Origin of the sequence: Synechococcus sp. MIT S9503 (assembly GCF_047304175.1) — a bacterium.
GTDB lineage: Bacteria > Cyanobacteriota > Cyanobacteriia > PCC-6307 > Cyanobiaceae > Synechococcus_C.
Map to the genome: position 1 here is coordinate 979,543 of NZ_CP138955.1, position 15,341 is coordinate 994,883.

Annotated in this window: 13 protein-coding genes; 4 read left to right on the forward strand and 9 right to left on the reverse strand. The window is 59.8% G+C overall.

Annotated features, from left to right (window positions below):
- Positions 1 to 90: 90 nt before the first annotated feature.
- Complete coding sequence (locus SIB56_RS05330) at positions 91 to 1,674, reverse strand: alpha/beta hydrolase (RefSeq protein WP_413326141.1); 1,584 nt, start codon at positions 1,672 to 1,674, stop codon at positions 91 to 93.
- A gap of 145 nt (positions 1,675 to 1,819) precedes the next feature.
- The gene (locus SIB56_RS05335) at positions 1,820 to 2,248 is read right to left on the reverse strand and encodes a hypothetical protein (protein WP_413326143.1); all 429 of its coding nucleotides are present in this window, start codon (positions 2,246 to 2,248) and stop codon (positions 1,820 to 1,822) included.
- A 32-nt stretch (positions 2,249 to 2,280) separates the two neighbouring features.
- On the opposite strand from SIB56_RS05335, the gene SIB56_RS05340 reads away from it, so the two are divergent.
- Both SIB56_RS05340 and SIB56_RS05345 read left to right on the forward strand, forming a co-directional pair.
- On the forward strand, positions 2,281 to 2,757 hold the full coding sequence (locus tag SIB56_RS05340; protein WP_413326146.1) for a nucleoside deaminase: 477 nt from the start codon (positions 2,281 to 2,283) through the stop codon (positions 2,755 to 2,757).
- Between the two features lie 21 nt (positions 2,758 to 2,778).
- The gene (locus SIB56_RS05345; RefSeq protein WP_413326148.1) at positions 2,779 to 3,438 is read left to right on the forward strand and encodes a hypothetical protein; all 660 of its coding nucleotides are present in this window, start codon (positions 2,779 to 2,781) and stop codon (positions 3,436 to 3,438) included.
- 32 nt (positions 3,439 to 3,470) lie between these two features.
- Here SIB56_RS05345 and SIB56_RS05350 read toward each other — a convergent pair whose 3' ends face one another.
- From SIB56_RS05350 to SIB56_RS05360, 3 genes are read right to left on the reverse strand one after another with little or no spacing between them, the layout of a single operon-like run.
- Positions 3,471 to 4,568 (reverse strand): type III polyketide synthase, encoded by a 1,098-nt coding sequence (locus tag SIB56_RS05350; protein WP_413326150.1) that lies wholly within the window; start codon positions 4,566 to 4,568, stop codon positions 3,471 to 3,473.
- A complete protein-coding gene (locus SIB56_RS05355) occupies positions 4,559 to 5,716 on the reverse strand; it encodes an NAD(P)/FAD-dependent oxidoreductase (RefSeq protein WP_413326152.1) in 1,158 nt (385 codons plus the stop codon). Before SIB56_RS05355 ends, SIB56_RS05350 begins: the two co-directional genes overlap by 10 nt.
- Before the next feature lies 1 nt (position 5,717).
- Positions 5,718 to 6,434, reverse strand: coding sequence for a class I SAM-dependent methyltransferase (locus SIB56_RS05360; protein ID WP_413326154.1), 717 nt, complete (start codon positions 6,432 to 6,434; stop codon positions 5,718 to 5,720).
- Between the two features lie 298 nt (positions 6,435 to 6,732).
- Here SIB56_RS05360 and SIB56_RS05365 point away from each other — a divergent pair, with 298 nt between their 5' ends.
- Positions 6,733 to 8,169 (forward strand): sulfatase-like hydrolase/transferase, encoded by a 1,437-nt coding sequence (locus SIB56_RS05365; protein ID WP_413326156.1) that lies wholly within the window; start codon positions 6,733 to 6,735, stop codon positions 8,167 to 8,169.
- Between the two features lie 20 nt (positions 8,170 to 8,189).
- Entirely contained in the window at positions 8,190 to 9,032 is an 843-nt protein-coding gene (locus SIB56_RS05370) for a formylglycine-generating enzyme family protein (protein WP_413326158.1), read from the forward strand.
- A 21-nt stretch (positions 9,033 to 9,053) separates the two neighbouring features.
- Here the strand turns inward: SIB56_RS05370 and SIB56_RS05375 are convergent, their stop codons facing one another.
- From SIB56_RS05375 to SIB56_RS05390, 4 genes are all read right to left on the reverse strand, one after another.
- Complete coding sequence (locus SIB56_RS05375) at positions 9,054 to 10,250, reverse strand: saccharopine dehydrogenase NADP-binding domain-containing protein (RefSeq protein ID WP_413326160.1); 1,197 nt, start codon at positions 10,248 to 10,250, stop codon at positions 9,054 to 9,056.
- Between the two features lie 22 nt (positions 10,251 to 10,272).
- Positions 10,273 to 11,631, reverse strand: a complete 1,359-nt coding sequence (locus tag SIB56_RS05380; RefSeq protein ID WP_413326163.1) for an MFS transporter — start codon at positions 11,629 to 11,631, stop codon at positions 10,273 to 10,275.
- 92 nt (positions 11,632 to 11,723) lie between these two features.
- On the reverse strand, positions 11,724 to 14,828 hold the full coding sequence (locus tag SIB56_RS05385) for an efflux RND transporter permease subunit (protein WP_413326165.1): 3,105 nt from the start codon (positions 14,826 to 14,828) through the stop codon (positions 11,724 to 11,726).
- A 46-nt stretch (positions 14,829 to 14,874) separates the two neighbouring features.
- Entirely contained in the window at positions 14,875 to 15,282 is a 408-nt protein-coding gene (locus tag SIB56_RS05390) for an efflux RND transporter periplasmic adaptor subunit (protein WP_413326167.1), read from the reverse strand.
- Positions 15,283 to 15,341: the final 59 nt, after the last annotated feature.

Genomic DNA, 15,341 nt, shown 5'->3' on the forward strand with positions numbered 1-15,341 from the left:
CTTACATCAGGTTGGCAGGCTCAACATGACCTCACCACCCAGATGGCATGACATCAGACAGCATGGCTCGGGACCACCAGCAGCGATGCATCAGGGAACTTCCCTCAGTCCTGGTTCAGCCTGCTCCAGTTGCTGCGTCGTCAATGACGATCGCAACAACAAGGGCAGGGGAGATGAACCAGTCTGGAACGCGCCGTTACCCTCTGGAGCAAGCTCTGGGGTCGTTGTCTGCCCCAGCAGATGCCTGTCGAAGAAGAGTTTCGCCATCCCCCGGAGTTGCTGTCTGGCAAGGGACTGATCCGGACCCGTGATCACCTCAGGGAGATTCGAGGTGGCATCCAGGAACGACAGATGTGTGCCGTTTTTCTGAATCGCCAGCAATGAACCTGGCTGGCGGAGACTTGTGAAGGGCGTGAGTTGCTGGGAAACAGGCGGGGCGAAAACATCCTTCATACCGGCGATCACAAGCATCGGCACCTCAACGCGGGCCATGGATCGGCTGCTGAAAATCGGATTGGTGACCGGATTCACCGCCACGGCAACCTTCACACGAGGATCACGGAAGCTCGTCTGTTTCACCACACGACCGGGTGCTTTGCACTGCCAGACCAGCGCCGGATTGAGAATCACAGAGCGTGGATCATTCAGCGGCTGACAGCCACGAATCAGATTGGGCCAGTCCAGCTCAGCGCCAGCGAGAGCCGTGACTGTGTAACCCCCGAGTGACTGACCGAGCAGCCCGACCCGCTCAGTGTCAATCCTTTTCCCCCAGCGCTGCTCGATCTGGTCGATCAGTTTGCTCACGGTGATCGGCTGGCGATACCAGGCATTCGCAGGGGGAATGGCTCCTGTGCCTTTGATGGCAGCCGTCATCGTGTCGGCGCTGGTGAAGGGAAGATCGAGAGCCGCAACCGCGTAGCCATGACTGGCCAGGGTCTGACCGACATAAAGCAGTGCATTCATGTCGGTATTCAGGCCGGGAGCAAGCACCACCAGCGGGGCCTGGCTCTGCGCCGTTGCCGTATCAGGCAGATAGGCCCCAGCCTTGATGCTGTCGACGAAATGACCTTTGAAGCTGAAGGGCACCTGTTCAAAACGGATGCCGCCAGGTTGTGCTGCTGCCACAAGATCCGGGCCGGGCTGCGGAGCACCGCCAAGTGCAGCCAAACGCGAAAACAGCTTGTTCTGAAGATTGAGGTCCTGAGTGAGGGATCGCAGCAGCGAGCCGACAGCGGCCACATCAACAGGGATCGTGGGTAATGGATAGGCCTGAAGCACATCCGTTAGACGAAGGCTGTCGCCGTTGGCGGCTCCTTCGATCAAGGCGGATGCCAGGGCGTTACCGGCAACTTCCGTGGGCTGGTTGATCAGCTTCACCAGCTGTTGAAGCGTTCGCTTGCCCAGAGCTGTGGAGAGATAGTTCGAGGCCATCACGGCACTCACGGGGGCCGACTGATTGAGTGCCTTGCGCAGTGCCTGCTGTTCTGAAGGCTTGAAAAAGCGGAGGATATCGGCGAGGGCAGTACCGGGAGACTTCCCTGCCGCATAGTCAACAAGTTCGGCGACTGGGATGGATCTTTCGAATTCACCGAGCTGAAAGCTGATTCGCTCGGCAGCCGATCCCGGGGTTGCCAGGGCACCGAAGCCAATCAGCGCAGAGAGAACGCGCTTCACATCAAATTCAGCTGCTGAGAAGAAATTACCCCCTCACGGCTGCATGGCCCAGCAGCAAGCCTGTTAAGCAATGAGCTGCTCAAACGTTCAATCGGAACATGGCGATGTATCTGAGACTTGAGGCCAACAGAGCTCAATCACCCGATTAATTGTTCACTTTGTTGTTCCATGTCTCAACATGAAGCGTTTGACAGTCTCTTTTAATTGCGGCGTTATAAGCCTTGATTTTTTCAGGATAGGAAACGAAGACAGCTCTCCAGCCCTGACCTGAAGAATCCATCGCATAGGCGAAAGCTTCATCCCAGTTCATTCCCTGCCTGTAGGCATCACAGCGATATTCGGCATGCTCTTCTGCCCAAACCGAATATGCATGCTTGGAGTATTCAGCACCGCCTCCACCGCCTCCATGGCCCAGAAGAAATGGGAACAATGCCAGGGGAAAGATGAAAGGCATCCGCACAATGTTTGAGCAAATCAACGGATAATTTAATTCAATGACAGGCCATCGCAGACTGTGCTGAGCGATCAACTGCCTATCGTTTTCATTCCATCTGTTGTCGCCTCTGGTGGTCATCGCCACGCTGCAGAGAAACAGTGTTCAGAGCGATGGCACAGCATGACGAAGCCTTGATGCGCGAGGCAATCCGCCAGATGCGTGAAGCCGGTATCGTCAACAAGTCCGGAGGTCCATTCGGTGCGGTGGTGGCCAAGGATGGTGAAATCGTGGCATCGGCAGGCAACAGTGTGGTGAGGGATCTTGATCCAAGCGCCCATGCTGAGGTGAACGCGATCCGAGCAGCCTGCAAGAAACTGGGAACCTGGGATCTGTCCGGTTGTGTGATGTATACAAGCTGCGAATGTTGTCCAATGTGCTACGCCACGGCCTACTGGGCCGGCATTCGCAACGTGTTCTACGCAGCTTCCTGGTCGGACTACAACGATCTGTTTTCCGATGAGGCAATCAACAACGACATGCAGAAACCTCAGGATCAGCGTGACATCAAACTCACACAAATTCTCAAGTGCGAGGCCTGCAACGTGTGGGATGAATTCCGCAAGCTGCCCGACGGGGCTCGCTACTGAGCATCAAAGGTCAGCTTCACCATGCCTGAGCAAACCGAAGGTCAATTTGTCTACACGATTCACAGCTCGGTCAGCGCTTCACAGCGCCAGGAATACCAGGCTGTTCAGGAGCGTATGAATCGCGCCGCCATGACGTTCACCGGGTACCTCGGACAGGACGTTGTGTATGAGGATTCAGGCAATGGTTCAACACTGAAGGTCACCACGCATGTTCGCTTTGAAGAACTGGAGCAGTGCCTTCGCTGGCTGGACAGTCCACAACGAAGGGAGCTGCTCAATGAAGCGGAGGAACTGATCGGCTATCACTATCGCTTCCACCTTGAGGCAGGCTCCTTTGACCAGTGGATTCAGGCCAATGGATCATCACGAACCCCGATCTGGAAGGTGAACCTGCTGGTCTGGCTGGCGTTATATCCATCTGTGATGGTGCTGATGTGGGTCAGTGGATCAACTCTCGGCAGCCTGCCTTTGCCCCTCAACATGTTGATCAGCAACCTGATTACCGTGTTGCTGACCGGCTACTTGCTGGTGCCCTGGCTCAGTCGTGTTTACACGAACTGGTTGTCAACAGCATCCCGGCGCTGGACTCTGGCCGGATGCAGCACCATTCTTGTTGCCCAGGGGCTGTTGCTGATGCTCTTCTCCACTGTTCCAGCGCTTCCATGGAACACAACGGGGTGATGACTCCTGGGCTGTCAGCACACTGAGCGTGTTCAGGCAGTCATCCGACACTCGAGAAGTGCCACCTCAGCGCTCAGACCGGGACCGAAGGCCAGCGCCAGGCAGGGACCTGCCACCGGTTGCCGACACAACCGCTCAAGGATGAACAGGATCGTCGCCGACGACATGTTGCCGTGATCCTGGAGAACAGCTTGGGAATGTTCCAGAACCCTGGGGTTCAGCGAGAGAACCTCTGCGCAGGTGGAGAGAATCCGAGGACCACCTGGGTGCACGGCCCAGCTGCGCACTTCGGAAAGATCGACACCACGTGAACTCAACCAGGACCGCAACCAGGGCAACAGTGCAGCACCCACCGTTTCAGGAACACGTGGCGACAACCCCATTGCAAATCCATGATCACCGATCTGCCAGTGCATGAGGTCGGAGCTTTCGGGGATCACCGTTGAGCCGCTGCTTCTCAGCACGAGAGCCTGATCAGCTGAGGGCGGTGCAGCTGAACAGACAGCAGCAGCAGCTCCATCGGCGAACAGAGCATTGGCCACCACTTTCTCGGGATCCCAGCCATAGGCCATGTGAAGGCTGCAAAGCTCCACGCAGCAGAGCAGAACAACGGCATCGGGGTCCATCTCGGCAAAGGCATGGGCGACACGCAATCCGTTGAGTGCACCGTGACAACCCATGAATCCAATGTGGGTTCTCTGCACACCTGCCGACAGACCCAGCTGGTCGATCAGGAACAGATCGACGCCCGGTGATTGAAAGCCAGTGCAGCTGACGGTCACAAGGTGGGTGATTGACGATGGCGCAAACCCGCCGTCGTTCAGCGCTGCGCGAGCAGCCAGCAAGGCAAGCTGACCCGCATGCTCATCGAAGAGCCGCATCCGCTCCGCAGTTCCAGGACTGTCAGCGCCGTAAAAGCTCAGATGCTGCCGGGTGGCGCCGTGATCAACGTCATTCTGGAGAAGCACACTGCCACGCGAAAGCACTGTTGTTTTTCGGTAGATGCGATCCATCAACCTGGCCTGGTCGGAGCTGCCGCCATTGATCCGATGGGCCACTGCCAGTGCTTCCTGCTGGTTCAGCCGCTGAGCCGGCACTGCCGTTCCGATGCCATGAAGAGTCAGCGGCATGAATCTGAGGGGAGCGCATGGGGTGAAACCTGGTTAAGGCTGCTGATGACTCGCTGCGGCAGCGACGGCCAATAACCGCCCAGTCTGAACATGGCGTCAGTCGCGAGCGGTTGTCGCAACAACGTCGACAGCAGACGACACAGACGCTGACGATTCACCGTCAGCAGCTTGAGCCTCTGATGCCAGCGCTGTTCGAGATCGCGGCTCCATCGCCGCTGGGCCTCCTCAGCGAAGGGAGCCACTGCTGCACCGGCGGCCAGTGCCCAGGCCATCCCTTCACCGGTGAACGGTTCCACATAGCCGGAGGCGTCACCCAGCAGCAGAAAGCGCTGACCGGCGAACGCATCCGCGTGTCGGGTGAGGGCTGAGGTCAACTGCCAGCGCGATGTCTCCAGAGCGCGAGGAACAGCGAAGCCCGCCTCACTGATCACCGCTCGAGCCGCTCGTGCCGCACCACCGGCGGACCTGAGTGCAGCTGGATCGAAGGCTGCAGCCAGGTTGAGTGCTCCATCCTCGCGTCGCACCAGGCCGACGTATCCATGCCGAGCGACAGCCATGTGGATCGCGCCGGATGCATAAACGTCATCATCGTCATCGATCAGACAACCGGCCCCGAGCCTTGAACTCCCGGCGATCCGGGTGCTCGAAGCATCGATCGTGGCCAGAACCTGATGCTGCAGTCCGGCGGCAACCAGCACCACCCGGGCTCGGACCCGTTCAACTGCAGCACCATCGGAAGGGCGCAGTCGCACCATGCGCTCACCGGAGCAGATCTCTTCCAGCACGGCACCGGTCTGGAACCGCAACCTGGCACCGGCGGCTTCAGCAGCACTGACCAGAGCCTGGTCGAAGCGCTCCCTTGAGAGTGCCCAGCCACCTGGTAACGCCAGGTTGAGCATGCTGCCGTTCCAGCCCAGACGCAGCTGATCAAGCTCCACACCCCCCTGATCACGGATCAGATCCGACAGCCCCACGGAACTCAGTGCGGCCTGGGCGTTGGCGTTGAAGCAGCAACCGCAGACCTTCCAACGGGGAAAAGAGCGCTTTTCAACAAGCAGAACACTCAGACCACGGCGCGCACAATCGAGCGCAGCCAGCCCACCGGCGACTCCCGCTCCGATCACAACAACATCCCAGCTGTTCTGCATCTCAGTTGGGTCTCCAGCAAAGCCTGTACCGCTCGGGCCAGTTGCGTTCCAGCAGAGGGTTGTGCATGCCGGCCCGGGCAGCGAGGTCGAGTATTTCCGAAGGGGTGAATGCCGCCTTTACGGAGAGAGGGCCGTCGTAGTGCACCACCCAGGATCGGCTCAGCAGGCGGGTCCCTGCCCAGGCCAGCGCGTAACCAAGGCGGCTGCGGATCAGATCATCCACAAGCACAAGACGGCGCGCCCGGCTTGCCATCACACTGAGCAGGCGCACCACATCAGCTGGATCGAGGTGGTGAACGAACAGGGTGCAGTACACCACATCAAATATCTCCGTTTCAGGGGGGTCGAGTGCGTCGGCAACGAACAGATCGACGCTGCTGTTCTGCCTGAGGACATTGCGACGGGCGATGTGAATTGCTTCCGGATTGAGATCGCAGGCCTGGATCGTCCAGTTCAGTTTTCGCCGCTTGGCAATTGCTGCCAGCGCGATGGCTGTATCGGCCCCTCCACAGGCCAGTTCCAGCACACTCAGACGATTCCCGGGCGCCTCACGCGCCACGGCCTGCAGATGTTGAAACAATCCAGGCACGCAAAGGCTGATGGCGTTGATGCGGCGCAGACCCCGCAGTGCCCGGTCGTGTTCCGCAGGGTCAAGGCCAGGCTGATCCATCACCTCGGGTTTCCGGTCGCGCGACATCGGAACCAGGCCCGGGAACATCTGATCACGTTGAAGAGAGCGCAAAGCTAGGGGCTGACTGCACCAACCGCTTCAGTGTCCCGATGCCGGCAGGATCGCTCCGGTCAGAGCCGGGGTTCTGATGAACAGATAAGAGCGCAAATTGGCAACATCACGAACCATCGGAAAAGCCACTGAGTCAGCTGCATGGCATCAAGACTTATCAGTCCATGCGAGCTGAATCGCGTGCCTCGATCCCGTTTGTGCGAGATGAGCATCGCCTTGGGAAGTGCTCAGCAATTGCGAGCTATCAGAACAACGAACGCCTCTTGCTCCAACCATGACAGGCACCGTTGGGAACCTTTCCTGGAAGGCCGATACCGAACGGCCCAACATTGTGTTGATGCTCGCCGACAACATCGGCTTCGGTGACCTCGGCTGCTACGGCAGCGGCGGCGATCTGCGCGGGATGCCGACGCCGAATCTCGATGACCTGGCTGAAAAAAGCCTGATGCTCACCCAGTTCTTTGTGGAGCCAGGCTGCACGCCCTCGCGGGCTGGCCTGATGACCGGCCGTTACAGCGTTCGCTCCGGCCTGAACAGCATCATCGTGGGCGGGACTCCCAGCACCCTGCAGGAGGGGGAGTTGACCCTCGCCGAAATCTGCAAGGAGAACGGCTACTCCACGGGGATGGTTGGCAAGTGGCATCTGGGAGAGGAGGAGCAGAGCATCCCCACAAGGCAGGGATTTGACTCCTACCGCGTCGGCATTCTGGAAACCACCGATGCCACTCTCTATCCACAGACGATGCGTCGCTCGGGCCTGAGCGAAGAGCAGATCGAAGCAGCGCAGTCACACATCTGGGAGTCGAACGATGACGGCAGCCTGCGCCGCGTTCGCCCCTATGACCTCGCGTATCGCCGTCACGTTGAAGGTGACATCGCCGATGCGGCAACGTCATTCATCAAGGAGAAGTCCGCCGGCGACGATCCTTTCTTTCTCTATGTCGGATGGTCTCACGTGCACTACCCGGAGGGAGCCCACAGCGACTTCGAGAATCGATCGTCATCGGGGCCATACGGGGACATGCTCATGGAGCACGACCACCGCGTTGGCCAGGTTGTGGCGGCCGTCGAAGCAGCGGGGATCAGAGACAACACGATCATCATCTACCTCTCTGACAATGGACCGGTTCAGAATCAGGTGATCAGCACAGACTTCAAGGGCAGCTCACCGGGCCCCTTCCGGGGCGAAGTCGGCGACGTGCTCGAGGGATCGCTGCGCGTCCCGGGCATGGTGTCATGGCCGGGCAACATTCCTGCTCGCAAAAGCAATGAAATGGTGTCGATCCACGATTTCGTGCCCACCATCGCAGGAATGCTGGGTTCCAGCCTCCCCGACGATCGTCCTTACGACGGCGTCAATCAATGGAAGTTCTTCGTTGGTGAAAGCGAACGATCGAGTCGCGATCATCTGATCACTTTCATCGGAGGTGAAATTGCCGCTGTGCGCTGGAAACAGTGGCGCATCTATCCGAAGCAGGTGATCCAGTCTCAGACCAATCCATCATCCCTGGGAGTCTGTGCCTACCGAGCGGAGGGGATGGGATATCCGTCGATGTTCCACATCGAGAGGGATCCCAGGGAGGAATTCAACGTGGTCGGAACATGCGCCTGGGTTCTGGGTCCGTACATGAAAATCGTCGGCAACTATCTAACCTCCCTCAAGGAGCATCCCAATCCTCCGACCTTCAGCATGACGTCGTTTCCTCAGTAACGAAACCGAGTGAATTGCAGTTGAACAACGCCAAGACGCAGGGGCTGATTCACGTTCGCGGTGGATCACTTTCAATGGGATCCACCGCTTTCTACATCGAAGAGTCACCGACCGTTGTGGTGGAGGTCGACGATGTACTGATTCAGTCGAGGCTGGTGACGAACGCAGAGTTCAAGAACTTCGTCGACGACAGCGGTTACGTCACGACAGCTGAGCGCAAAGATCGAGAAGGTTCCGTGGTTTTCATCGGAACAGAGGGGCCTGTGCCACTCAATGACTGGCGCAAGTGGTGGGCCTGGGTTCCCGGCGCCTGCTGGCATCACCCCGAAGGCCCCCTATCCGACCTGAACGAGCGGATGGATCACCCCGTTGTACATGTCTCCCTGCACGACGCCCGCGCCTATGCGGACTGGGCAGGTCTGGTCCTGCCGCATGAGCCGGAGTGGGAATGGTGTGCGCGCGGAGGTCTTGATGGAGCCACTTACACCTGGGGCGAGCAACCGAATCAGGGAGACACGCTGTTCGCCAACACCTGGCAGGGGGACTTTCCCTTTGACAACCGCGGGGCGCATGGCTGGAAGGGAACCTCGCCTGTGGGTTCCTTCCCAGCCAATGGCTACGGCCTTTTCGACATGGCGGGCAATGTCTGGGAATGGACGGAAAGCGCCTGGCAGGACCATCCGAGTGTGCACTGCTGCTGCTCAGGATCCGAAGCCGGAGGCGATCTGAAAATCATCAAGGGTGGTTCGCACCTCTGCTCGCCTCAGTACTGCCTGCGGTTCCGTCCGGCTGCCCGCTCTCCCCAGGAAGCCGGGGAAAGCACCAGTCACCTCGGTTTCCGCTGCATCGCGCGGATTGCCTGAAAACGAACATGCCGCTGATGCTCACACCTCCCAGACCAGCGCTTGCTCACGCGCAACGTTGAGGATGTTGTTGCGGGCTGTTGCCTGCAGCTCAGCCGGATACCAGACACCTGCCGGGATGGTCTGTTCCGCAGTGGTCTGTTCTGCGGTGGAGTGGCCTGAACGCCCTCGCAGCATCTCCATCGCAAAAGCGGCTGTGGCCTGACCAACGCAATCCTGGAGATCGGCATGGACGCAGCGAAGGGTGATCCTGTCGGGCGTGCCGTTGCCCTCACCACCCTTGCTGCAGGCATCGATGCGCATGGCATTGGTGGCACCGACCCACTGATCGACAGCCCTGATGATGGGCATCGAAAAACGGGCGAGGCGCTGCATCGCATCGCGGTTGAGCAGCAGATCGTCCGGCAGCAGTTTGATGGCAGCGAAAAGATTGTTCCAGGCCGCCGGTGCGGTGCCGAACCGCGATGCGCAGTTGGCAACGCCCAGTGATTCAACGGTGGTCGGCACATCGGGGTTATCAAGCAGAAAGCAGGCTTGCCTGCCCACACCGTCGCCGAAGTCGATGACGCGTCGCTCGGTCCAGGGCTCCTTGCAGGCGAGCATGCCGTCGACGTAGGTCAGCACCCTGGTGGCCAGCAGCAGAAAGGTGGCGCTGACGATGGTGGGCCCGGCACCACCGCTGCCAGCTGTGAAGAAACTCAGATCAACACGGTCACAGACCTGCGGTCCGCCCAGCTGTTGCACCGCCTCGGCCGCCAACAGGGCACTGACACCAGGCCAGATTCCGCATGACACCACAGCAGGAATCCCGGCAGCAGCGGCAGCACCCGAGAGTTCCCTGGCATGGCGACTGAAGGCGAACTCATCACAGACATCGCAATAGGCAACTTCAGCGGCGATGCAGGCCCGCAGCAGGTCAGGCTGCGAACGCCCCTGAAACGGACCGGCAGTGTGCACCACCAGCCTGGCGCCACGCACAGCGGAGACGAGCGACTCAGCCCCCGCATCCAGATCCACAGGACTGAAGACAAGTTCCGGCAGCTGAAGACGGTTGCGCACCGACTCAAAGTTGGCCCTGCTGCGACCGCCGATGGCGAGCCTGAATGGTATGCCCTCGCTGCAACGGCGAGACAGCTTGTTGAGCCAGTGCACTGTTGATGCCCCGACGCGTCCACTGCCGCCGACCACAAGAACATCAAAGGTCGATGACGACTCCATCACTGCTGCGTCAAAGTTGATTTCAATGCGCCATCAGACCAGCTTCCTCATCCCTCGGTCTGGTGTCCTTGACAAGAAGACTCAGGCTTGCCGCGGCCAGCATTCCCACCACCACCACCGCGTAGCCCTGAAGCTCCTGCATGGATGAAGGTCTGCCCCCCGACGGCAACCCCAGCTGTGAGAACAGACCAACAGTCGGCTGCACGATCACCGGCAACAGCATCACAATGCAGTTAACGAAAGCGAGCGTGATCGCTCGGGTGTGCCGCTTGGCGATGTCAGCAACCATCACGAAAGCGAGTTGCTGACTGCCGGAGGCGAATCCCAACGCCGCCGCCAGCAGAGCCACAACACCGTCCGGCAGGCTGCCAGTGAAACAGAGCAGCACGGCGAAGCAGGCTGCACTGATGGCACCAGACGTGAACAACAGCTTGCGCTGACCGATGCGATCGGACCAGTGGCCAGCAACCACACCACCGACGGCGAAGCCGATGAACACCAGAGTGGTGATCAGGCTGGCCTGATCACTGGGCAGACCTGTCTCAATACTGAAGTACGACACCCCCCAGAGATCACCGACAACGGAAACAGGCAGATAGATCCCTGCTGCAGCGAGGGCGAGAATCCACAGGTTGCTTTGGCGCAGAATCCTGCTGAGCTGTAAGCCCATCGGCTCAGGGCTCTGCGGATCAAAGCCATCCTCTCGCATCAGCTCGACAAACCAGCTCGGTCGTCTCGGCAGATAGCTCCAGACCAGCCAGGCGATGAACACACCTGCCAGCGAACAGATCAACAGGGGCATTCTCCAGCCGAACCGGTGTGAAATCAGCAGCAAGGGCAGCTGCGCTGTCGCCGCGCCCAGGGTTCCGATACCGGTGACCATGCCAGGAACCATTCCGTGACGCTGAGGCGGCAGCCAGATCAGTGAGAGATAGATCACACCCAGATAGGCCACGGAACTTCCGAGCCCCTGCAGGAAACGGGCAACTCCCATCACAGCGATGTTGTCGGTGATGGCGAACAGCAGGCATCCCAGCGCAACAAGCAGAGAGGCTGGAGCCGCGATCGCGCGAACACCATGACGATCCAGCAGACGCCCGACAAGCAGCTGCGCAGGTGCATAGGCGAGGAAATAGAGGCTCATCGAGAAACCGAACGCCGCCTCACTGGCTCCGGACACCGTGATCAGCTCGGAATGGAGCACCCCGGGGGCAACCCTGGCGAAGAATTCGTAGAAGTAAAAGAGTGAGGCGATGCCGAACAGCATCCAGGGCCGCCAGCCCTGGCGGGCACGTCTGGCGCGCAGGTGACAGGCCTTGAGCTGGCGATGAGCTGCATCGTGTGCTGGTCGGCCTCCGGGCGGTCGTTGTGGCTTAACCATCGACGCGAAAAATGATCAGCGATGGGAACCCGCTGATGGATGAGCTGCATCCCTTGCTAGCCACGATTGATCCGGATGCACCCTTGCATTGTTCAGCGCATCGCATCAGGGAGCAGCCTTGCGCCGAAACGTGCATATACAGCGGGAATCACCACCAGCGTGAGCAGGGTCGACGTGACCAGACCACCCAGTACCACGATCGCCAGCGGCTGAAGAATCTCGTTGCCGGCTCCGAAGGCCAGAGCCAGAGGCAACATCCCCAGCGATGAGGTGAGTGCGGTCATCAGGATCGCGTTGAGTCGATCGAGCGTGCCCGCCCGAATCAATGGAATCAGGGCCTCACCTCTCTGATGCCGTCGGTTGTAGTTGTCGACCAGCAGCAGGCCGTTGCGGACCGCAACACCGAACAGGGTGATGAATCCGATCAGCGAGGCCACAGACAGCACACCTCCACTGAGCAGGACTGCAACGAGACCGCCCACCAACGCAAGGGGCAGATTGAGCAGAATGGCAATTGTCGCAGGCAGGGAACGCACCGCAATCACCATCACTGCGGCGATCACCACGGCGGCAAGCAGGCTGTAGAGCACCAGGGAACGGGTGGCACGCTGTTCCGACTCGAACTGTCCTCCATAGCGCAGGGTGTAGCCGGAAGGAAATGTCACTGACCTCGCCACCTCGCGGCGGATGTCGTTCACCACCGGACCGAGAGGCCGGCCGGCAACGTTGGCGGAAACGACGATTCTTCGGGAGACATCCTCACGGTTGATCTCGTTGGGACCAGTGGTCTGCTCGAAGGTCATGAAGGACCCGAGCGGCTTGAGTGCACCTGACGCGGTTCGGATCGGAAGCCTCTGCAACGCCCGCAGGTCACCCTGCTGCTCGGCGGACAGTGTGACAACAAGAGGGGCCCGAAGACTGGTGGACGCCTGCGAGCCAACGGCCGTGCCATGCAGCGCCACTTCAGCGGCCTGGGCCAGCGACGCCACACTGACCCCCTCGCGCAGAGCTGCTGCGCGATCGATCCGCAGCTGGATCTGAGGCACCGGTAACTGTGGCTCCAGCTGCAGATCCACCACTCCGGAAACCTCGCTCACCACATCACGAACCTGCTCACCCAGACGGCGCAGTTGCTCAAGATCTGGACCGGCGATCTTGATCGCGATGGCACTGCGCACTCCCGAAAGCACCTCATCCATGCGATGGGAGATGAATCCACCCACGTTGGGCGCCACACCAGGCAGACCGAGAAACACCTCACGGATGCGGGCGATCGCGGCGGGGCGATCCTTCATCGCCTGATCACTCAACTCCAGATCCACATGGCCGATATTCACCCCGGCGCCATCGGCATCGCCCGGTGCACGACCGGCCCTCACCTGCACCCAGTCGACATCGTCGCTGGATTGAAGCTCCCGGGAGAGCAGACGACCTGCACGGCTGGTCATCTCCAGCGAAACTCCTGGATAGAGCACCATGGAATTGACCAGTGACTGCTCACGGAACTCCGGCAGAAACACCCGGCCGAGACCGGGAAGAATCAGCAGAGTGGCCACCACCGCCGACAGCGCCAGCACAAGCACCCGACGCGGTGATCGCAGCACGACCTCAAGCAGAGGTTTATAGAGCCGCTGAACACGAGATTCGACCCACGACGCCGCGGCAGGCAGAGGAGCACGACTCAGCAGCAGGGCGCAGAGTGCCGGTGACAGGGTGAGTGCCACGGCCGTCGAAGCGACAATCGACAGCACGTAGGCGATGCCCATCGGCATGAAAACGCGACCTTCCACGCCACTGAGGGTGAAGATCGGTGCAAAGACCACAACGATGATCAAGGTGGAGAACAGCACCGGCTGACGCACTTCCACAGACGTGCTGAACACCACATCAAGAGGATTCAGAGGTTCATCCTGCTGACGGTTGCTGCGCAGACCCCGGTAGCAGTTCTCCATATCGACGATGGCATCGTCGACAACGGAGCCGATGGCCACCACCAGACCACCGAGTGTCATCGTGTTGAGTTGCAGGCCGAGACCACGCATCAACAGCAGGCCCACCAGCAGCGAGAGCGGAATGGCGCTGAGAGCGATCAAGGCTGTGCGCCAGTTCATCAGGAACAGCAGAAGCACCACCGCCACGATCACCACGCCGAGCAGAAGGGATTCGCTCACATTGCGGATGGCGATTTCGATGAACTTGGCCTGACGGAAGGTCTGGGTGACCGAGACATCTCCTGGCAGCGATGACTGAAGCCTGCGCATGCCCGCTTCAACGGCGCGTGTCAGCTTTGGCGTATCGACATCCGGCTGCTTGTTGATCATCAACACCACTGCCGGTTGTCCGTTGAGGCTGGCATCGCCGCGACGGATCGCAGATCCGGATCTGACCTTCGCAACTGAGCCCAGCGCCAGGGCACGACCATCACCGTTTCGCACGACAGCGCGAGCGATGTCGTCGTCAGCAGCAATGGCATGTTCGCTGAGGATCAGACGTTCCTGACCACCGGAGATCTGGATCCCGCCGCGACCACTGAACTGGGCCTTTCCCGCGGCTTCAACCGCCTCATTGAGAGCCACATCCCGCTCCTGCAGTGCCTCCGGATCAAGCTGCAACTGGGTCTGTGCAGTGTCACCTCCATAAATGGTGACCTGCGCGACGCCGGGAATGGAAAGCAATGGATGCTCAAAGGTGCGCTGTACAAGCGATCGCAGCTGCAATGCCTGTTCAGGTGTGGCGTTCTCAGGAAGCGTGAAGGCGTATTGGAGAATCGTTCCCAGAGGGGAGAGCAACGGCGAGATTTCCGGAGCCTGGGCTGTTGCAGGAAGTTGCGTGCGCACCTGCTGCAGCCGCTCTGAGACTGCCAGCCGTGCACGATCAAGGTTGGCGGAGTCACGAAACACCACCTGAACCATCGACAGACCCGGCTTGGATGCGGAGCGCACCAGGTCGACCCCGCCGAGACCGTTGACGGCTGCTTCGATCGGCTCGCTGATCTGTTGCTCTACCTGCTCAGGAGCAAGACCGGGAGCAACCGTCTGGATCTCAACCTGTGGCGGTGCAAATGGCGGGAAAACATCCAGCGGCATCTGCACAACATTGATCACGCCGATCAGACTGATCAGCAGGGAGCTGACAAGCACCAGCCATCTGCGGGTGATCGACCAGCGCAGGATGGCGTTCAGCAGATTGTTGAGCATCGATGAACTGTCGGATCTCCGAAGGAGAGGCAGGGAATGAACAGAGTCAGCGCTTGTTCTTCTGCGATTCAGCGAAGATCGACAGAGCGCCTGAGACCACGATCCTCTCGTCAGCCGTCACACCGTCAAGAACAACCGTGCGATCCACGGAGACGGAGCCTGGCTTGATGACGACCGGGTCATAGGTGGTGCCGCTGTACACGAAGACGTAGGGCTCGCCATAGGCCTTGACGATGGCCACATTGGGCACACTCAATTCACCGCTGGCCGAGAGCTTTGGTTTTTCGGTTGCGATGCCAAGCATCTGATCCCTTTTGACATTGGCCTTCACCTGACCGACCGAACCTGTCTGAACAAACTCATCACCATGCCCCGCATGGCCGTGAACAGGTGCCGGTGACAGCCCACCGAAGCCGGCCATGGCGGCGAGACAGGCGAGGGCGAAAGCGCGCATGTTCAATCAGTTGCTTTCCACATTGTGGTGAGAATGGTTATCACTGGCCACTCTTGTCA